The organism is Ruegeria sp. BC7 (genome assembly GCF_056539165.1).
Map to the genome: position 1 here is coordinate 860,910 of NZ_JBQFUL010000001.1, position 18,637 is coordinate 879,546.

18 protein-coding genes and 1 tRNA gene are annotated in these 18,637 nt (G+C 55.0%); 12 read left to right on the forward strand and 7 right to left on the reverse strand.

Annotation, left to right across the window (positions count from 1 at the left end; genetic code table 11):
• Positions 1-74 precede the first annotated feature (74 nt).
• Positions 75-1,241 (reverse strand): glutamine-hydrolyzing carbamoyl-phosphate synthase small subunit, encoded by a 1,167-nt coding sequence (gene carA / locus ACR0KS_RS04005; protein WP_170562867.1) that lies wholly within the window; start codon positions 1,239-1,241, stop codon positions 75-77.
• Positions 1,242-1,424: 183 nt separating this feature from the next.
• On the opposite strand from carA, the gene ACR0KS_RS04010 reads away from it, so the two are divergent.
• Complete coding sequence (locus ACR0KS_RS04010; RefSeq protein WP_170410286.1) at positions 1,425-1,910, forward strand: GatB/YqeY domain-containing protein; 486 nt, start codon at positions 1,425-1,427, stop codon at positions 1,908-1,910.
• Positions 1,911-1,932: 22 nt separating this feature from the next.
• On the opposite strand, the gene ACR0KS_RS04015 is transcribed toward ACR0KS_RS04010, so the two are convergent.
• The 3 genes from ACR0KS_RS04015 to ctaD form a co-directional block, all read right to left on the reverse strand.
• The gene (locus ACR0KS_RS04015; RefSeq protein ID WP_170562870.1) at positions 1,933-2,424 is read right to left on the reverse strand and encodes a DUF2244 domain-containing protein; all 492 of its coding nucleotides are present in this window, start codon (positions 2,422-2,424) and stop codon (positions 1,933-1,935) included.
• A gap of 44 nt (positions 2,425-2,468) precedes the next feature.
• Positions 2,469-3,068, reverse strand: coding sequence for a DsbA family protein (locus tag ACR0KS_RS04020; RefSeq protein ID WP_170383752.1), 600 nt, complete (start codon positions 3,066-3,068; stop codon positions 2,469-2,471).
• 142 nt (positions 3,069-3,210) lie between these two features.
• The gene (ctaD, locus tag ACR0KS_RS04025) at positions 3,211-4,869 is read right to left on the reverse strand and encodes a cytochrome c oxidase subunit I (RefSeq protein WP_170562873.1); all 1,659 of its coding nucleotides are present in this window, start codon (positions 4,867-4,869) and stop codon (positions 3,211-3,213) included.
• A 287-nt stretch (positions 4,870-5,156) separates the two neighbouring features.
• On the opposite strand from ctaD, the gene ACR0KS_RS04030 reads away from it, so the two are divergent.
• Entirely contained in the window at positions 5,157-5,576 is a 420-nt protein-coding gene (locus ACR0KS_RS04030; protein WP_170562876.1) for an HIT family protein, read from the forward strand.
• A gap of 443 nt (positions 5,577-6,019) precedes the next feature.
• Here the strand turns inward: ACR0KS_RS04030 and lipB are convergent, their stop codons facing one another.
• Complete coding sequence (gene lipB, locus ACR0KS_RS04035; RefSeq protein ID WP_170562879.1) at positions 6,020-6,676, reverse strand: lipoyl(octanoyl) transferase LipB; 657 nt, start codon at positions 6,674-6,676, stop codon at positions 6,020-6,022.
• 39 nt (positions 6,677-6,715) lie between these two features.
• Positions 6,716-7,375: a DsbA family oxidoreductase gene (locus tag ACR0KS_RS04040; protein ID WP_170562881.1), complete on the reverse strand. Its 660-nt coding sequence runs from the start codon at positions 7,373-7,375 to the stop codon at positions 6,716-6,718.
• Positions 7,376-7,517: 142 nt separating this feature from the next.
• Between ACR0KS_RS04040 and ACR0KS_RS04045 the strand changes: the two genes are divergently transcribed.
• From ACR0KS_RS04045 to ACR0KS_RS04080, 8 genes are all read left to right on the forward strand, one after another.
• Positions 7,518-7,604: transfer RNA gene (locus tag ACR0KS_RS04045), tRNA-Leu, on the forward strand.
• Positions 7,605-7,648: 44 nt separating this feature from the next.
• On the forward strand, positions 7,649-8,542 hold the full coding sequence (locus ACR0KS_RS04050; RefSeq protein WP_170562883.1) for a DUF6538 domain-containing protein: 894 nt from the start codon (positions 7,649-7,651) through the stop codon (positions 8,540-8,542).
• A gap of 716 nt (positions 8,543-9,258) precedes the next feature.
• Positions 9,259-9,807 (forward strand): hypothetical protein, encoded by a 549-nt coding sequence (locus tag ACR0KS_RS04055; protein ID WP_170562886.1) that lies wholly within the window; start codon positions 9,259-9,261, stop codon positions 9,805-9,807.
• A gap of 387 nt (positions 9,808-10,194) precedes the next feature.
• Positions 10,195-11,178, forward strand: a complete 984-nt coding sequence (locus ACR0KS_RS04060; RefSeq protein WP_170482539.1) for a glycosyltransferase family 2 protein — start codon at positions 10,195-10,197, stop codon at positions 11,176-11,178.
• 5 nt (positions 11,179-11,183) lie between these two features.
• A complete protein-coding gene (locus tag ACR0KS_RS04065) occupies positions 11,184-12,128 on the forward strand; it encodes a hypothetical protein (protein ID WP_170562889.1) in 945 nt (314 codons plus the stop codon).
• Positions 12,125-14,122, forward strand: coding sequence for a hypothetical protein (locus ACR0KS_RS04070; RefSeq protein ID WP_170562891.1), 1,998 nt, complete (start codon positions 12,125-12,127; stop codon positions 14,120-14,122). The genes ACR0KS_RS04065 and ACR0KS_RS04070 overlap by 4 nt, the downstream gene beginning before the upstream one ends.
• Positions 14,123-14,235: 113 nt before the next feature.
• A complete protein-coding gene (locus ACR0KS_RS04075) occupies positions 14,236-15,234 on the forward strand; it encodes a glycosyltransferase family 2 protein (RefSeq protein ID WP_170562894.1) in 999 nt (332 codons plus the stop codon).
• A gap of 31 nt (positions 15,235-15,265) precedes the next feature.
• Positions 15,266-16,249 carry a hypothetical protein gene (locus tag ACR0KS_RS04080; RefSeq protein WP_170562897.1) on the forward strand — a complete coding sequence of 328 codons (984 nt, stop codon included), beginning with the start codon at positions 15,266-15,268 and terminating at the stop codon, positions 16,247-16,249.
• Between the two features lie 7 nt (positions 16,250-16,256).
• Here ACR0KS_RS04080 and ACR0KS_RS04085 read toward each other — a convergent pair whose 3' ends face one another.
• The gene (locus tag ACR0KS_RS04085; protein WP_170562900.1) at positions 16,257-16,559 is read right to left on the reverse strand and encodes a DUF6476 family protein; all 303 of its coding nucleotides are present in this window, start codon (positions 16,557-16,559) and stop codon (positions 16,257-16,259) included.
• Here ACR0KS_RS04085 and ACR0KS_RS04090 point away from each other — a divergent pair.
• Together ACR0KS_RS04090 and rpoH are read left to right on the forward strand one after the other, a co-directional pair.
• Entirely contained in the window at positions 16,558-17,592 is a 1,035-nt protein-coding gene (locus ACR0KS_RS04090) for an RluA family pseudouridine synthase (RefSeq protein WP_170562903.1), read from the forward strand. The two genes, ACR0KS_RS04085 and ACR0KS_RS04090, sit on opposite strands and share 2 nt — an antisense overlap.
• Positions 17,593-17,738: 146 nt before the next feature.
• Positions 17,739-18,635, forward strand: a complete 897-nt coding sequence (gene rpoH, locus ACR0KS_RS04095; RefSeq protein WP_170416859.1) for an RNA polymerase sigma factor RpoH — start codon at positions 17,739-17,741, stop codon at positions 18,633-18,635.
• The last annotated feature ends 2 nt before the right edge of the window (positions 18,636-18,637 follow it).

Genomic DNA, 18,637 nt, shown 5'->3' on the forward strand with positions numbered 1-18,637 from the left:
CCCTGACACGTTTTGCCGGCGTCAGGGTTGATCAATTAAGGTTAACAGCCCGTTAACTTTAGGCGTGAAAGCGTTTACGCTTGCGCCTTATTGCTTGCCATAGCCTCGGCAAAGCGCTGGAACAGGTAAAAGCTGTCTTGCGGACCGGGCGAAGCCTCAGGGTGGTATTGCACCGAATAGACCGGACGATCCGTCATGCGAATTCCGCAGTTCGATCCGTCGAACAACGAGCGATGCGTTTCCACTATGCCCTCGGGCAGGGACTGCGCATCGACGGCAAAGCCGTGATTCATCGAGGTGATTTCGACCTTACCAGTCTCAAGGTCTTTAACGGGGTGGTTCGCACCGTGGTGACCGTGGTTCATTTTGACCGTCTGGCCACCCAGCGCCAGTGCCAACATCTGGTGACCGAGGCAGATGCCAAAGACCGGCAGGTCGGTCGTATTCAGAACTTCCTTGATCATCGGCACGGCGTACTGGCCGGTTGCCGCCGGATCGCCGGGGCCATTGGACAGGAATACCCCGTCGGGATTGTGCGCCAAAACTTCGGCTGCAGTCGCTGTCGCTGGCAGAACGGTCACATCGCATCCGGCTGTTGCCAGACACCGCAGGATATTTCGCTTTGCGCCAAAGTCGACCGCGACAACCTTGTGAGCAGGGGCTTCTTGGCGTGAGTAGCCATCGGGCCAAGCCCACCGCATTTCGTCCCAACGGTAGCTTTGCGCGCAAGTAACCTCTTTGGCCAGGTCCATCCCTTCCAAACCTGAGAACCCGCGTGCGGCAGCAACCAGCGCCTCAATATCGAAATTGCCCTCGGGGTCATGGGCCAGTGCAACGTGCGGTGCACCTTGTTGGCGGATCGCGCGGGTCAGGCGGCGTGTGTCAACGCCGCCGATCGCGATACGACCGCGACGCGCCAGCCAGGATTTCAACTCCTCAGCAGAGCGCCAGTTTGAAGCATCGGTCGGATCCCACTTGACGACCATGCCAGCCGCAACCGGATCGTTCGTCTCGTCATCTTCGGGGTTCACTCCGACGTTGCCGATATGCGGGAAAGTGAAAGTCACGATCTGCCCCGCATAGGACGGGTCGGTCATGATTTCCTGATAGCCTGTCATGGCGGTGTTAAAGCACAGTTCCGCTACGGTCTGTCCGGTAGCGCCGAAGCCCATTCCGTAGAACAGTGTTCCATCGGCCAATGCCAGACATGCGGTGGGCTTGGTCGGGGGGTTCTGTGCCATTGGGCGACTCTCCTGCAGGGTAAATCGGCGCATACCTAAGGGGGTTGGGCGCTTGGGTCAAGCCTGTTCAAATTTTGGGCTATTGTGGAAAATCAATGGGTTAGCTATATTCGTTCCCTGTTGTATCACGCTTTTTGTTTATATATGGTCGTGGTTCCTTTTCCATGGGGATGGACAGATCATATGGATATGCGATCAAGGGTGAACTCTGCCCTGAAGCAAGCAATGAAAGATAAGGATGCCGAGCGTTTGTCGACGCTGCGGCTGATTAATGCCGCAATCAAGGATCGTGACATCGCGTCACGCGCCTCTGACAACGAAGAGGCGAAGGGCTGCGGCGATGCCGAGGTTCTTGAAATCCTTGGCAAAATGACCAAGCAGCGCAAGGAAAGTGCTCGGGCCTATGAAGAAGGCGGGCGGCTTGACCTCGCTGAGCGGGAACTTCGTGAAGTCGAGGTGATCGAAGAGTTTTTGCCCAAGCAACTGGATGATGATGAGGTGTCTCAGGCCATCCAAACGGCAATTTCTGCGACCGGGGCTGGGTCGATCCGCGATATGGGCAAAGTGATGGGCGAACTAAAAGCGCGCTACACTGGCCAGATGGATTTCGGAAAAGTTGGCCCGATGGTCAAAGATCAGCTCTGCTCGGCCTCTGCTGGCGGCTGCTGACACAGATTAAGCCTTGGAATATCTACTGCGCGACTGGTTCGCGCAGTTTTTTTGTGAGGTCGTCAAACAGGGCGATCCGCTCCTCCTCGGTCAGAAATGCGCCAATTTCGACTTCGCGCCCGTGTCCGGTCAGAGTGACGTAGTTGGGGACTGGACCACCTTGCTTGTGCATTGCTGGCCGCGCCCAATATCGGTTGCAGGTCCATTCTTGCCGTCCTCGGCCGGGATGATGATGGACCAAGCGTGCTTGCGTACCGGTCAGGGTGAATACTTCAAAAACGCTGCGCGACCGATAATTCGACTGGAGTGCAAGCCACAGGCCCAGCACCGTCAGCAACAAAAATGGCAGAAGCCCCCACAGCAGCGCGGACCCCAGCACCGCCATCAAGGGTATGAGGCCGAACAAAAAGACCGACAACACCACACGTACCGCCCATCGCGGCGGCAATGAGTTGTGCGGCCAAAGTCGCAGTTCCAGCTCTGAGCCAGCGGTTTGAGTCCATTGGTAGGGCATGTTCGGAAAATAGCGTAAGGGTTGTCGAAGTCGAAGGTAAATGATTAAACAACATGACCGACGCGCGCCCAGGACAGCGCGTCGTCAAGCCGGTCGTCGCCCCAGAAAACCTCGCCGCGGACGACGAGGCTGGGCGCGCCAAATACTCCAAGCCGGGTTGCTCGGTCTGTCTGGAATTCCAGAGCCGTTACCGCATCGGGGCTGCGCGCACGAGCCAGCGTCAGGCGAGGATCTTGCTGGCATCGTAACAAAGCCTCGGATTGAGCCGCCTCGCTGCCGGCCTCGACCCCGTCTTCAAACCAAATGCGGTATAGGTTCTGTGTGAAATCCTTGCCCCAGCCATCCTGCAATCCTAAAAGCGCTATCTGGTTGGCGAGTGCGAGGTCAGAGATGGGGTAGGGCGCGGGCAGTTGGGCGTGAATATGATACTTGGCTGCCCGACGCTCGATATCGCGCCACATGTATGCCGACTTAACAGGTTTACCGGCAAACGGGATGTTCTGCTGTTTGGACATAACTGTGCGCACATTGAATGGGCGCCACGTCACTGAGACGCCATTCTCGGCGCACCAATCGTCAATACGCATGATCGTCAGGAAGCTGTAAGTGCTGCCAATGGAATACCAAAAATCAATTTCGGGCATCTTACCCCTCCGGGTTGCCGGATGTGTGCCCTAAACAGAATAGCGCATTTTGACTGTTCTGGCGAATTTCTCATCGAGGGAAGCGAGCAAAGAAAAAACCCCGCCGAGTTGGGCGGGGTTTTCTTAGGGAATCGAAAGGGGATCAGTGCGCGTGGCCCTTATCCCAGTCTTCCTGCTTGGGCAGCTGCTCGAACGTATGTTCGGGCGGCGGTGTGGGCAGGGTCCATTCCAGCGTATCCGCATATTCGTTCCACGGGTTCGGACGTGTTTCTTTCGCGCCACGCAGCAGGGCGTAGGTCACGATGCCGAAGAACAGCAGGAACGAGGCGAACGAGATGAACGCACCAATCGACGACACAAAGTTCCACTGAGCGAACGCTTCGGGATAGTCGATATAGCGGCGCGGCATGCCCTGACGCCCCAGGAAGTGCTGCGGGAAGAAGGTCAGGTTGGCGCCGATGAAGAACAGCCAGAAGTGTACCTTGCCCCAGAATTCCGAGTACTGACGACCGGTCATCTTCGAGAAGTAGAAGTACACTCCGGCAAAGATCGCGAAGACTGCGCCCAAGCTCATCACATAGTGGAAGTGCGCCACGACGTAGTAGGTGTCGTGATAGGCACGGTCCACGCCGGCTTGCGACAGCACAACGCCAGTCACACCGCCAACGGTGAACAGGAACAGGAAGCCGAAGGCAAACAGCATCGGGGTTTTGAACTCGATCGAGCCGCCCCACATGGTTGCGATCCACGAGAAGACTTTCACGCCGGTCGGCACCGCGATGACCATCGTGGCCAGCATGAAGTACGCCTGCTGACGCAGCGACATGCCAACGGTGTACATGTGGTGTGCCCACACGACGAAGCCCAGAACACCAATCGCGATGATCGCCCAGACCATCGGCAGGTAACCGAAGATCGGCTTGCGCGCGAAGGTGGCAATCACGTGGCTGATGATGCCGAAACCGGGCAGGATCACGATATACACTTCCGGGTGGCCGAAGAACCACAGGATGTGCTGATACAGGATCGGATCGCCGCCACCGGCCGGATCAAAGAAGGTGAAGCCAAAGTTGCGGTCCATCAGCAGCATGGTGATCGCGCCCGCCAGAACCGGCAGCGACAGAAGAATCAGCCATGAGGTGACGAAGATTGACCAGCTGAACAGCGGCACCTTGAACAGGGTCATGCCCGGGGCACGCATGTTCAGGAAGGTGGTGATCATGTTGATCGCGCCGAGGATCGAGGAGGCGCCCGAAACGTGAACGGCAAAGATCGCAAGGTCCATGGACATGCCGCCCTCGGTCGTGGACAGCGGCGGGTAAAGCACCCAGCCAACGCCTGAACCGAGCTGGTCGTTACCACCGGGGCTCAGCAGCGAGGCCACACCCAGCGAAGTACCGGCAACATAAAGCCAGAAGGACAGGTTGTTCATCCGCGGGAACGCCATATCCGGCGCACCGATCTGCAACGGCATGAAATAGTTGCCAAATCCGCCAAACAGGGCAGGGATGACCACGAAGAACATCATCAGAACACCGTGATAGGTGATCATAACGTTCCACAGGTGACCGTTCGGGGTACATGGGTCCGCCATGAACCCTTCAAGGCACATATACTGCACACCGGGGTGCATCAGCTCGAGCCGCATGTAGACGGTCATCGCCACCGAGATAAACCCGGCCAGCGCCGAGAAGATCAGGTAGAGAATCCCGATGTCCTTGTGGTTGGTCGACATGAACCAGCGGGTAAAGAACCCGCGCTGGTCTTCATGATCGTGACCATGAATGGCTGCGTCTGCCATTAGGTGCCTCCTGTTGCAATTCTACCGCGCAGCCGGACCTCTCCGGCGCGCGGGATTCCTGCTGGTTTTAGAATGTGGAGAGGGTGCCTTCAATGGTCGAGTTTGATCTGGATCAAGATTAATTGTCGCGGGTAGAGGCATGACCCGCGCGTTTCCATTCAAATTCATCGTCAATCTGGGAACTGGCAGCGGAATTTCAAGGGTGGAATTGCTGTGTTGTTTCTCGACTTGACCCTTCGAGGGTCGGGCCGCAGAACTGTAGTCAACACCGCAATCGGAGAGCTGATATGACCGCCTATGACCCAGAGAACATCTTTGCCAAGATATTGCGTGGGGAAATTCCTGCGACCCGCGTCTACGAGGACGATGAAACACTTGCATTCATGGATATCATGCCGCGCGCGGATGGGCATCTTCTGGTGATCCCCAAGACCCCGTGCCGCAATATCCTGGATGCATCCCCCCAGCAGTTGGCCTATGTTACCGCCACAGTTCAGAAACTCGCTAAGGCGGTGGTCGCGGCGTTTGACGCAGATGGTGTAACCGTCCAGCAGTTCAACGAAGCTGCAGGTGGGCAGGAGGTCTTCCACCTGCATTTCCATGTTCTGCCACGCCACGAAGGGGTCTCGGTCCGTGCGCCGGGGACAATGGGTGACTTTGACCTCATCGCGGAACACGCCGAAAAAATCAAAATCGCGCTTGGTTGAGTCGTGTCGCGCTTTGTCTACGAAAGGCGTCGCAGCGGTGGACGATATTGCCGCGGTTGTGTGGGCTGTGGGGCCGGCGTTTTGCCTACTCACGTCCTAAGGCTAAAGCGGAAAGAAAGTGCGGTGGCGGATAGGCGCGTCTGTTTGGAAGCCACTAAATAGAATTGCCGTTCCGATTTGGGGTCGGAACGGCAGACACACTATAAAAGACTTTTCCGTTTCGCGGTTGACCCACGATTACCGGTTTAACACACCACTCACTCTAGAACGGTGATCCTATAGTACCCCCAATCGGCCATCCTGTATCCCCAAGAATTAATTTTAGGTGAATTTGGCCCAAACATACCCGGCTTACCGTCGAATTGTGGGTCTTTTGGGAAACAGAGCCGGTCAAATCTGCGTTATTGTTGATTAAATTCTACGCAGCGTCGATTCGATTTCAGTCAGGCCGAGACCGAGTCGAACACCTCGGTGAAGGTTTTTCGCAACGCTGAGTCCACATCCGCCATGGTCACCGGCAAGCCCAAATCCACGAGCGACGTGACCCCGTATTCCGAGATGCCGCAGGGTACGATCCCGGTAAAATGGTCGAGGTCAGGTTCGACATTGATCGAGATTCCGTGGAAGCTGACCCATTTGCTAAGACGCAGGCCGATGGCGGCTACCTTGTCTTCGGCGGGTTGCCCAGTGACAGTCAGTGGTTTGTCGTCCCGCCGCACCCAGACACCGACGCGCCCGTCTCGGATTTCGCCGTGAACGTTGAATTCAGCGAGGGACGCGATCACCCATTCTTCGAGCTGTTTGACAAAGCGCCGGACATCTTTGCCGCGCTTGTTCAGATCAAGCATGACATAAGCAACGCGCTGGCCGGGGCCGTGATAGGTGTATTCTCCACCGCGCTTGCTTTCATATACCGGAAAGCGATCAGGGTCCGTCAGGTCCTCGATTTTCGCGGATGTGCCAGCCGTATACAAGGGGGGATGTTCCAACAGCCAGACACACTCATCAGCCTCGCCCACAGCAATGGCTGCCACACGCGATTCCATAAAGGCCACAGCCTCGGCATAGTCGGTCAAACCGTCTGTGATTTTCCACTCCATGCGGGCCTCTTACCGTGCGTGGACGAGTTGGAAAAGGGGTTATGCGGCTTCGGCCAGACAGCGTTGAAGTATCTGAACGTATGTATCGGTTCCCTGCGCACCGGTCAGAAGGTACTTGCCGCCGAAAACCATTGAAGGTACGCCTGAAATTCCTCGACTGGTCCAGAACTGCTGTTTCTGGCGGACGGGCGCTACATGTGCGCCGGATGCCAGAGCCTGCTGCGCTGCGGCCCGGTCAAGGCCGACGGCTTCGACGGCCTCCAGCAAAACCTCAATGTCCGAGACATCGCGTTGATCGGTGAAGTAGGCTTTGAACAATTCCATCTTCAGCGGATGCTGGCGGCCCTGTGTTTCGGCCCAGTCCAGCAACTGGTGCGCAGCAAATGTGTTAACCATTCTGCTGTCGTCGTGAAACCGGAAGTCAAAGCCCAGCTCGGCTCCGATCTGGGTCAGCCGGTCGCGCGCCTGTTGGCTTTGCTCTGCGGTCGAGCCGTATTTCTCGATAATATGCTCGCGCAGGTTCTGTCCCTCTGGGGGCATGGTGGGGTTCAGCTCGAACGGGTGCCACCTGAGCTGCGCCAGCACGTTTTCCTGTTGCAAGGCAAGATCGAGCTGCCGGAAACCAACGATACACCAAGGGCATACGACATCAGAAACGATATCGATTTGGATGATGGGGCGCTGATCTGGCGTGGTCATGGTTCGGCTCCGGGCGACGTCGGCAACGGGATATCTGTGGTACAGATATGAAAGCTGAAAAGGAATTCAATCCGGCGTGTTTTTGCCTCTTCACATCCCGTTCCGCACCGTCTATACGCGCCTCTACCAAGTCATGGGCAGTGCGGTCGTGGCGGAATTGGTAGACGCGCAGCGTTGAGGTCGCTGTGGGGTAACTCCCGTGGAAGTTCGAGTCTTCTCGACCGCACCAAGTACTTGATTTTCAACAGGTTTCTTCGCCGAATGTAACGGTAAATGGAGCCTTTTGAGATGGATGTACGGGTGCCAAAGGGCCTCTTTAAGAGGGGCAAGGGTTACGCGGTCAGAGTCGCAGTACCCAACGAATACCAAGCTATAATCGGTAAAAAAGAGATCGTGCGGGGTCTCGGAACGCAGGACTTGGCGGAGGCTTTGGTCAGGCGAAAAGAAGTCTTGTCGGAAATCCTTGCCTCTATTGGTGAGGGTTCAATACCTGAGCCAGTTATCAAACAGGTTGAACGACACATCCCGCAGGAAGGGACAACCGTTAAAGATACAGGGCATCGCTGGTTGGCTGAGTCTGACGGTATCAAGGCGTCTACTAAGGCTAGATATCGGCAGCACCTTGAGGGCTTTGAGGCGTTCGCAGGTAACATAGAGGTCACCCAGATCAACCGAACGCTTGCCTTGGCATTCATGGATCACCTCAAGCGAACACCCTCAGAGCGAACCGGAGAGCCTCTCTCAGCGCGTTCCTTGCAGTCGTACCAATGCTGTCTCGCGTCCTACTGGCGTGTCTTGGATCATTGGGGTCTAGTCGATCCTGATGTTCGTAATCCCTTTTCGTCTCTCTTGCGGCGTGTCGCAGGGCAGAAGAAGAAAGCTGACCCACGAGAGAAGAAGCTGAGGCCAGTGACCCGAGAAGAGGCGGAAAGCCTTTTGTCTTATATCGCTGACAATGATGGTCTGAAATACCAATTCGAAATGTTCGTTACCGTAAGGTTGCTCTGGGTTACCGGATGCCGACTGAATGAAATCTGTGGGCGCTATTTGTCGGACATAGAGGACAGGGGAGATCACATCCGTATCAATATCCCTGAGGCCAAGACCGAGGCAGGGAAGAGGACGGTTACCGCGAGCAGACTTGGGGCTCTACATGAGTCAAGTTGACTCAGCCGTTACATGTACGGGTTGACCACCCCGATTCCGTTACAGTAAGGGTCGTACTCGCAGTACTTAACTGTGCTAAGAACCCAAGAAGGTCACGCGGTCAAAGACACCAAGTTTTCAGTGCGTTAGACGGAATGTTGACACGCGGTTTACTTGAGGTCGCTGTGGGGTAACTCCCGTGGAAGTTCGAGTCTTCTCGACCGCACCAACTACTTTATATCCAGCAGTTTTTATCACCTAATATTCCGGTATTTGCAGCCTTCTGAGGTGCTTTGCGGGAGCCAAACGGCGAATTTGGGGAAGTAGGTGCTACGCGGTAAGAGTCGCGGTAACCAACAACTATCAAGATATCATCGGTAAGAAAGAAATCGTGCGGGGGCGGAACGCAGGATTTGGCTGAGGCTTTGGTTCAGTGGAAAGAGGTTTTGCCTGAAAGCCTTAGGTAAGACGAATTTCGGGCCGAAATAGTTCGTCGAAAACGTTTTGGCTGGGTGGTGTCAACACTCGGCGTATGGTAGCCAGCGGCGAACCGTGAATAGCAACTCATACAGATCGTGTTCTTGTAAGCCGCCTTTCCAAAAGTAGCAGAATTGCTTAAAGGGAAAGGTGTTCTTGGCTTACCGGTAAGGGCTAAAAAGTAAATGATAATCTCTCACAAATTCAAATTTATTTTTATTAAGACAGTCAAGACTGCGGGAACTTCTATCGAAGTCGATTTGAATAAAGTTCTGGGAGAGAGTGACGTTGCAACACCAATTTTTCCGGTCGTATCTGGTCACAAAGCGCAGAATTTTGAATTCAAGAAGTTTGGTATTTTTACTAAAAGATTTCGGAACCATATGGGCGCGGCCGAAGTTAAGAAAATAGTAGGGAGCCGTACATTCAGCGACTATTTTGTTTTTTGCGTTGAAAGAGAGCCATTGGATAAGTGCATAAGTCACTACAGCATGATTAAGAACAGCCCGGACCATAATTCCGGTAACGAGAATTTATCTTGGAATGACTATGTGGAAATGAAAAAGTTTCCCGTGGATACTGGAAAATATACCGACAAGCATGGCACCCTAATCGTCGACAAGATTTTGAAATATGAAAACTTATCCGAAGAGTTAAGTGCAGTTGGAGAAATGCTTGGTTTTAACCTTGATTTAAAGGCTAAGGCAAAGGCCGGATTTCGTCAGGATATTGATGTTTCAGAGCTCCATAAAAGAGCAATATATGATGCGTTTTCCAGCTCTAATCAGTTTACCGGATATTCACTCTAAGTTGGTGGTCAACGCATTTACCCCTCGCAACAATCAAGTGCTCCCTTCGCGCAGAATACCACGGTAGATGCAGCCTTCTGAGGTGGGCTGCCTATGGCAAGGAGCCTCTTTGAGGGTTGCAAGGGTTGTGCAGCGAGGGTTGCGGTACCCTATGTTCGTCGAGGCGCGGTGCGTTTTTTCCTTTTCTTCCGGCGAGCCTTTGCAGCGCCCCAAATGTAGATGGCCAGACACGTATCATACTGTAGTTCGGCGTTTACAATCTATTCTTGTCTGTGAGTGTAGGGTTGCACCAGTTCTGTTTGTATTGCCGATACCTCGATTTCGCATCTCGCGCATATTCGCGTGGATGTGTATGACGGGTGAAAGGATTGCTCGGGAAAGGTGCAAATGTCTCAGGCCGTTACCGTTTTCACAACTATGAAGAACGAAGGTCCCTATATGCTGGAATGGGTGGCATTCCACAAAAGCATCGGTGTTGACCACTTTCTGATCTTTACCAACAACTGTGAAGATGGCACGGACGACATCGCGCGCAGATTGCAAGACCTTGGACTTGCGACACATGTCCCGAATGAAGTGAAGGATGGCGGGAACCCTCAGCACCAGATGCTTTGGCGTGCTCGGCGCCAGCCCAGAGTGAAGGAATCTGGCTGGTTGCTTTGCATGGATGTTGATGAGTTCTGGAACATTAAGTGTGGCGACAACAGCTTTGGCGCGTTGATCGCCGAGGTTGAACAAAGAGCCGGTCAGCCAGTGGATGCAATTTCGTTCGCGTGGAAACTGTTTGGCAGCTCTGGCAACATCAGCTTTGAAGACAAGCCGGTGACCGAAGCCTTTCCAATGGGGGATCAGCCATTTCCCTATCACTCTGGCCGGGCCTCCGGTTTGAAGACGCTGTTTCGGAACAATGGGAAATTCAACCGATTTGGACCGCATCGCCCTAAAGGGTTCGACGAAGAACAAGCCGCGGATATTGCGTGGTCTGACGCGGGTGGAAACCTATTTCCGGCGGACAAGGTTGGCTGGCGTGCATGGCGCAAGTTCGACCATTCGCTGGGGCGCTTGCATCACTATTCGGTTCGGTCAATGGACGGTTTCTTGGTAAAACGCGACCGAGGGCGGACCAATCATATTCTGGTGGATCAGGGCCAATCCTATTGGCAGGACATGAACGTAAACAAGGAAATGGACCAGTCCATCCTGCCGACAGCGCGCCGCGCCGCGCCCTTGCTGGACGAGTTGAAGGCAGATGCCGAGCTCAAGCGCCTGCACGAGCAAGCCTGCGACTGGCATCGGGCGAAGGTCGCCGAAATCAAGATGCGGCCTGACTGGGTGAACTTTCGCGTTTGGCTGGCGGACAACCTGATATAACCGCTATGGCAGATGAACTTTCCAAAGACCAACTGCAACCGGATCACCCCGATCGCAAGACGGGATATGAACGCATACTGACAGACCCCGCACCCCCTTGGTTTGTCGAGCTTTACCCCGGTGGTGATGGAACTGGATTTCTGGACAAGCTGGAAAGGCATTCCGTCCTCTTTCACCGGCGTTCGGCGTCTCAGTTGGTGGTCAGCTTCGACAACATTGCCAATGCCAACGACCTTTCATTCGCGCGCGAACCATGGGGGTGGAAGTTCTTTCGCGATGAAGGATGGTCCCATATGGGCGTCTTTGCGCGCACCAAGGCATGGTATCGGGATCCTGAGATCATCTCGTATTTTGAAGACAAGGCCGCCGCAGGGTTCTTTGACCAATACCAAAATGTCGTGTTCGCCGGAGCATCGATGGGAGGTTTCGGTGCCTTGACGTTCTCTAAGCTCGCACCCGGCTCGAACGTGGTTGCGTTCAACCCTCAGACCACGCTGGATGAAAGGTTGGTTCCTTGGGAAACCAGATACCGGTTTGGTCGGGTGCAGGATTGGGATTTGCCCTATGGCGATGCAGCGCAGACCGTAGGGGTCGCCCGCAGAGCGTATGTATTCTACGATCCGTATTTTGATCTGGACAAGCTACAGGTGCAGCGTCTGCAAGGTGAGAATGTTGTCCTGCTCAAGACCTGGTTCTCGAACCATTTCGCAGCACCGATGCTGCGCAAGCTGGATATCCTCAAGCCCGTTATGCTGGGGGCCATGAATGGCACGTTGGAGCCGGGTGACTACTACAAACTGATGCGCGCACGCCGACGTCTGCCCATGTACATGCGCGGAATTGAGGCGATGGGCGCAGACCGCCACCCTGTTCTGGTGCCGCAGGCGCGCCAGAGGTTCCGTAGGTTGCGCCGAATGGCTATGGCGCAAGCTGAAAAGGAATCCTCATGAGTATCGACAAGGGGGTCTTTATCGGTCAGCGCAAGGACCGAATGGGCGCCCGGTTGCTGATGATGCTGACATGTATTCGCCTGGCCGAAGACTATGGCACTACGTACAAGGTGAACTGGTTTCCAAAGGGCGCGGACGCGCCGGAGCTCGGCAATCCGGGCGAACTGTTCAGCAAGGGCTGGATGAACACGCATTTCCTGAACCCTCAGAAGTTTGACAAACTGACACGGGATGCTGTGCCGGTTTGGTCGTTTCTGGGGGACAGCTCTCCGGACCGCTTGAAGACGCACCTGAAATCCGGGCGCTCGGTTCTGGTTGAGGAAGGGTTTGAGGTTTTGGCCTTTCCTTGGGAAGATATTGAGGCGATCCGCCCAAGGTACCACGACTTTATTCACCGGATCGGGTTTACGGATGAAATTCGATCCATCATGGACCTGGCAGACCATATGTTGTCGGGGCGGGGGGTGGCCGCATATCACATCCGTCGCGGCGATATTCTAAACGGGTTGCCTTGGAAGCACGCAACCTGGCCCGCTAAGATCGAGATTGAAGAACTTTACGAGGCGCATCTCGACAAAAATGCGGGGCAGACCGCGATCATGTTTTCGGATCAGCCCGAGTTGATTGCACGGTTTCAAAAGCGATACCCGAATTTGTTGCAGATGTCGGATGTCGCGGACCTGTCTGGCATGACGCGCGCGAAACGCGACTTTCTGGAACTGTTTACAATGTCTCGGGCGGATCATGTTATCGCTCCGGTGATATCCGCCTTTTCGATGGCTGCTGCGCGGATTTCCGGGCAGCAACGAAAGGTGTTCCGAGATGTCTTGACCGAGGGCGAAATCCATCAAGCTAACGAAGCTGCGATCGACAGGCTGAAAGGCGGTTTAGGCGGATTTTTGAACGTGTCTGAGGCGGCCCATATCTACGCCAAGCTGCTGTTTCACATCACCCGCTTAAACGGTGAGGATCGAACCGACGAGGCCGTCGAGATGGGTGAGAGCCTTCTGGACGCCGGGGCTGACAATGCCTTCATGCCTCTGCTTCAGGCGTTGAACCTGTTTTATAGCGGCCAGTGGGATCGGGTTGTCGAGCTTACAGGCGTGGTGATGGATAACCCCCATGTTTGGCCCGAGGACTACGCGGTGTCCGGGGCGCTGAAGGCAGCAGCGCTGGGTGAGAAACGCAAGCGATGGCAGGCAGGTCAAGCGTTCAGCCAGGCGTTTTGGGCCAAGTCCATTCGACCTGATGTTTTGGTCTTTGGATCTCGACTTCTGTATCGCGATCAGATTTCTCTGCGCCTGTTCCCCCCCGCTGACTGGTCTTTGCAAAAGGTGATCCGTCGGCCTTGGTTCAATTTCAATTCTCATGTCGCGCAGCGCAAGGTTTTGTCACGGCTTCCCTGCAATTTTGATCTTTTGCTGCTGGATTGGTCTCAACTATCTCTGGATCAGAAGGCGCGAAGGTTGTTTGCCTCTCCGCCTCGATTGGAGCAGCTGAACAAGGATCTTGTGCGCATGACCGACATCCCCGATCACGATCCGCGGGTTCAGAGTTTTTCTGCAAAACTGAGGGTGCACATGGGGGAAATGTCTACAGCGCAAGCTGTCGACATAACCCGTAAAGTCTTGGCCAGGGTTCCGGACAATCCCCTTTACTACAAGCGCCTGTCAGAGTTTTATGCCGCCGAAGGCGATATAGGATCGGCGCGTCTGGCAATGGCGGATGCGCTGGCTTGCGACCCGAATAACCCGTTTTTGATTTTTGCGATGGGGCAGTTTCTTGAGCAAAACGAAGCTGTTGAGCAGGGGCAGAACCAAATCCTTCAAGCCGCAGACATCGATGATGACACCGCAGCAATTCAGGGCGAGGCCGGTCGGCTTCTGCTGCAACGCGGAGAGAAAGAGAAGGCGCGCGTCTATTTGCAAAAGGCCCGAGACCTGTGCCCCAGTTTCAACCGATTTTCCAATCAACTGAAACGCGCGGGCGGTTGAAAAGGCTGGACTTCCCCTTGGTGGCTTTGACAAATGAACGTAATTTATTTCCAAAATCCAAACGAAACCTCTGGTAGTTCAGCGGTGACAAGAAACGAACAGAGCAGCAGCTTATGATCAGTGCAGACCCCAGATATATCAGCGTAACCCCGATGAAGAATGAGGGGCCGTTTGTGTTGGAATGGGTCGCGCATAATCGGGCAATTGGCGTGGATCAGATCGTGGTGATGACCAATGACTGCACCGACGGCACAGACGCCTTGTTTCAGCGCTTGGACGAACGGGGGATCGTTACCCACATTGACAACAATTCGGGGCGGCAGGCCAGCCCGCAAAAACGCGCCTACAAAAAGTTCTTGAAGATGGAGATCGCCCGGCCGCAGGACTGGGTCATCGTTATCGATGCGGACGAACTTATCAATGTGAAAACCGGCGACAACACGCTGCGCGCGCTGACCGATGCAATACCGGATGCGAAAACCATTTCAATGACTTGGCGCCTGTTTGGAAACGCAGGGGTGGTTCGATACGAAGATCGTTTTTTATCCGAACAATTTCGCCAAGCCGCGCAGGTCAGAATGCACCGTCCGCCCCAGGCTTGGGGTATAAAAACGATGTTCCAGCAGGGTTTGTGGGGAATGCTGGGCGTGCATAGACCCAAGCGCCCCACAGTTGAGACGATGGAGGAGTGTCACTGGTACAACGGCTCGGGCCAGCCGATGCCGGAGCGCTATTTCACAAGCAGTTGGCGATCAGCACGGGACTCGGTGGGTTATGATCTGGTTCAGGTGAACCACTACGCGTTGAAGTCATGTGAAAGTTATCTGGTCAAGAAATTGCGTGGGCGCGCGCACCACCTGGGTGAAAGCCTTGGGATGGATTACTGGAATATGATGAACCAGAACGCCAAGACGGACACCTCGATCGACGCTGTGTTGGACCGGAAGCGCGACCACTACTACGAATTGCTGTCAGACACGGAAACCGCGCGCTTGCACCACATGTCCTGCGATCTGCACCGACAGCAAATCGCGACCCTGCGCGACGACCCTGAAATGCAGGACTTAATGCAAAAAATGACTGCGGGCTTCACGGCCAGTCAGACAGAATGACTGTCAATTTATCACGAACAGGAGCCCGCTAATGCTTTGGCTGCACTTGGGGATGCCGAAAACCGGTTCGACGGCGCTTCAGGGTTTTCTAAGGAAAAATGGCGCCGCTTTGTCGGACGTTGGCCTCCACTACATGGAGGCTGGCCGCCGTCGTCTGGAGGGTAGTTCTCGTTTGGCGAGCAGTCACAACATTATTGCTTTTCACATCAACCAGACCAACCAGCCGATGGACCCGTTCCGCGCGTCCATGACCAGCGAGTTTGACGCGAATTCTGATCAGACATGCCTTGTTTCGTCAGAGATGTTCTATGGGTGTGATCTCAACAGGTTGGCCGAGGTTTTCGCTGACATCCCGGCGCGCGAGATGAAGATCACGTTTTACTGCCGTCGCTATTCGGATTTTTTTGAGGCGGATTACAAACAGCGTGCCAAGAACGGGCGTTTGGCGAACGGTGGCTCAAGCTACATTAAATCGCAGCTATCGCAGATTGAGCAGCAGCCCTCGAAACTTGGTTTTGCAGCCAAAACAGCCCAGATTCGCGAGGCATTTCCCGGTGTGACCGTTGTGCCGCTGTTGTATGATCGTTCGGAAATGATCCGCGGAAGCGTGGAGAGTGATTTTCTGTCCCGGATCGGCGTATCGGCGCCTGACGACCTATTGAACGACAAACTGTCAAATCCGTCGCAGTCGCGCGCAGCAAGCGAGGCATTTGGCATCGTTGCGCGCGCATTAGGGCGAAAGAAAGGCCGTCAGTTAAGGCGGATGTCAGTTTCGGACCCGGTCATGTTGCGCCGCTACGATGTTTTGGAGCCTGACGAAAGGGCGTGGCTGGATGACTTAATGGCCCAAGAGGACGTGGCCTTTCAGAAGGAATTCTTCCCCGATCGCCCTCGATTGTTCAATCCGGTCGGGCTGAGTGCTGAGGATGCCCGATTCCGCAGGGATACACCCGAGGAATATGAAGCATTTCGCAAAGCGTCCGAAATCGTGTTCCGAATGGCTTTGGAAGGTTAGGCTCTGATTACTCGATCACAATTTCCTGACGCTGACGGCCAGTTGTTTTGTCAAAGATCAGTATTCGGTTGTCATCAGTGACCACGGCGTACCAGTTACTTCCGATTGTCACCGCTTGCGCTTTCGCACCGTCCGGCAGTTCAACCTGATCGGGCAGGGCGGGGGTTCGATCAGTTAGCCGGATGACAATCAGGGCGAATGTCACTAGAACGCCGCCAATCATCACCGCGGTCAGCAGCATGACCATCCGCCGCAGCAATCTGATCTGCGGCGTTTCCAGCGGTTCTTGGGGTTCGGAAGGGACAGTCATGGGCGCTCGCCAGATTGAATTTCACATCGCGGCTGATCCGCCGTCACGCCTTGATAAGGCGCTTTCGCGTGATGTGCCAGCCGAGGAAAGCCTTTCGCGCACCCGATTGGGGCGTTTGATCGAAGACGGTGCTGTTCTGATTGACGGTACTCAGGTCACGGACCCAAAGGCCAAGGTCACAGAAGGGGCGGTGGTCACAGTCACGGTCGCAGAAGCCGAAGACAGCCATATCGGGCCCGAAGATATTCCCTTGGATGTTGTGTTCGAGGATGACGATCTGATCGTCATCAATAAACCGGCGGGGATGGTGGTTCATCCGGCGCCGGGGTCTCCGAGCGGGACGCTTGTGAACGCGCTGCTGCATCATTGCGGATCGGATTTGTCTGGCGTCGGCGGTGTAAAGCGCCCCGGCATTGTTCACCGAATAGATAAAGAAACTAGTGGCTTGCTTGTCGTTGCTAAATCAGATGCAGCGCATCACGGTTTGGCCGCCCAGTTTGAGGCGCATACGGTCGAAAGGTACTACCGCGCCATCTGTTACGGCGTGCCGGACGCTAATGACCCCAGATTGCGCGGGGTCAAAGGGGTCAGTTTTGAGCCCGGAAACGTCATGCGTCTGACTACGCAGTTGGCCCGCCACAAGACGGACCGGCAACGGCAGGCCGTGTTGTTTCATGGTGGCAGGCACGCGGTGACACGGGCGCGCGTCGTTGAGACCTTTGGCACTCCTGCGGGGCTGGCCTTGATCGAATGCTGGCTGGAAACAGGTCGCACTCATCAAATCCGGGTCCATATGGCGCATGCGGGGCATGGTCTGGTCGGCGACCCGGTTTATGGTGGTAAACGGAAGTTGGCTGCAAAAGCCTTTCTTCCAGAAACCGCCGAGGCGGTGCGCGCCTTTCCCAGACAGGCGCTTCACGCTGCTGTTTTGGGTTTTGAGCACCCGGTCACAGGCGAATCCATGCGGTTTGAGGCAAATTTGCCCAAAGACATGGAAAATCTGATTGATCGACTTCGCGCGCCACTGTCATAATGTGCAAACCATTGTGAGTAACGCGTTCTTAGCTTTCCTTTATCGATCGTTAATTCCAAACTGTTAACGGTACCTCTTGAATGGATCGGGATGACCTCCCATATCCTATGTTAACGAATTAAACATTTGTCGGAGGGACATGAAACATGGCAAATTACGCAAATCTCCCCGCGCCGACGCCGGAAGGCGGACTGAACCGCTATATGCAGGAAATTCGCAAGTTTCCTCTGCTGGAGCCGGAAGAAGAATACATGCTCGCCAAGCGTTGGGTGGAGGAGCAAGATACTGAGTCTGCGCATAAAATGGTCACATCGCACCTGCGACTGGCGGCCAAGATCGCTATGGGCTATCGCGGCTACGGCTTGCCCCAGGCCGAGGTGATCTCTGAGGCCAATGTGGGTCTGATGCAGGCGGTCAAGCGGTTTGACCCGGAAAAGGGCTTCCGGCTGGCGACCTATGCGATGTGGTGGATTCGCGCCTCGATCCAGGAATACATCCTGCGGTCCTGGTCTCTGGTGAAACTGGGCACGACCTCGGCGCAGAAAAAGCTGTTTTTCAACCTGCGCAAGGCCAAAGCCCGTATCGGCGCGTTGGAGGAGGGCGACTTGCGTCCTGAAAACGTGACGCAGATCGCCAATGATCTGGGCGTGACCGAAGAGGAAGTGATCAGCATGAACCGCCGGATGTCCGGTGGCGATGCCTCGCTCAACGCGACGGTTGGGTCCGAGGGCGAAGGCACTATGCAGTGGCAGGATTGGCTTGAGGACGAGGATGCCGACCAAGCTGGCGACTATGAGGCGCGGGATGAGCTGGACGCACGGCGCGAACTGCTGGCCGCTGCCTTGGAAGTTCTGAATGACCGTGAGAAGGACATTCTGACCCAGCGCCGTCTGATGGATCAGGTTGTCACGCTGGAAGAGCTGAGCACTCAGTACAATGTCAGCCGCGAGCGCATTCGTCAGATTGAGGTGCGCGCGTTTGAAAAGCTGCAGAAAAAGATGCGCGATCTCGCGCGTGAAAAGGGGATGTTGGGTACGGTGTAAAC

Bases quoted from the DNA above. Each gene is read 5' to 3' on its own strand.
- ACR0KS_RS04075 (WP_170562894.1), top strand. From the start codon at position 14,236: ATGATCAGTGCAGACCCCAGATATATCAGCGTAACCCCGATGAAGAAT.
- ACR0KS_RS04040 (WP_170562881.1), bottom strand. From the start codon at position 7,375: ATGACCACGCCAGATCAGCGCCCCATCATCCAAATCGATATCGTTTCT.
- ACR0KS_RS04050 (WP_170562883.1), top strand. From the start codon at position 7,649: ATGGAGCCTTTTGAGATGGATGTACGGGTGCCAAAGGGCCTCTTTAAG.
- ctaD (WP_170562873.1), bottom strand. From the start codon at position 4,869: ATGGCAGACGCAGCCATTCATGGTCACGATCATGAAGACCAGCGCGGG.
- ACR0KS_RS04085 (WP_170562900.1), bottom strand. From the start codon at position 16,559: ATGACTGTCCCTTCCGAACCCCAAGAACCGCTGGAAACGCCGCAGATC.
- ACR0KS_RS04030 (WP_170562876.1), top strand. From the start codon at position 5,157: ATGACCGCCTATGACCCAGAGAACATCTTTGCCAAGATATTGCGTGGG.
- ACR0KS_RS04065 (WP_170562889.1), top strand. From the start codon at position 11,184: ATGGCAGATGAACTTTCCAAAGACCAACTGCAACCGGATCACCCCGAT.
- carA (WP_170562867.1), bottom strand. From the start codon at position 1,241: ATGGCACAGAACCCCCCGACCAAGCCCACCGCATGTCTGGCATTGGCC.
- ACR0KS_RS04090 (WP_170562903.1), top strand. From the start codon at position 16,558: ATGGGCGCTCGCCAGATTGAATTTCACATCGCGGCTGATCCGCCGTCA.
- rpoH (WP_170416859.1), top strand. From the start codon at position 17,739: ATGGCAAATTACGCAAATCTCCCCGCGCCGACGCCGGAAGGCGGACTG.
- ACR0KS_RS04020 (WP_170383752.1), bottom strand. From the start codon at position 3,068: ATGCCCGAAATTGATTTTTGGTATTCCATTGGCAGCACTTACAGCTTC.
- ACR0KS_RS04080 (WP_170562897.1), top strand. From the start codon at position 15,266: ATGCTTTGGCTGCACTTGGGGATGCCGAAAACCGGTTCGACGGCGCTT.
- ACR0KS_RS04070 (WP_170562891.1), top strand. From the start codon at position 12,125: ATGAGTATCGACAAGGGGGTCTTTATCGGTCAGCGCAAGGACCGAATG.
- ACR0KS_RS04010 (WP_170410286.1), top strand. From the start codon at position 1,425: ATGGATATGCGATCAAGGGTGAACTCTGCCCTGAAGCAAGCAATGAAA.
- ACR0KS_RS04060 (WP_170482539.1), top strand. From the start codon at position 10,195: ATGTCTCAGGCCGTTACCGTTTTCACAACTATGAAGAACGAAGGTCCC.
- ACR0KS_RS04015 (WP_170562870.1), bottom strand. From the start codon at position 2,424: ATGCCCTACCAATGGACTCAAACCGCTGGCTCAGAGCTGGAACTGCGA.
- lipB (WP_170562879.1), bottom strand. From the start codon at position 6,676: ATGGAGTGGAAAATCACAGACGGTTTGACCGACTATGCCGAGGCTGTG.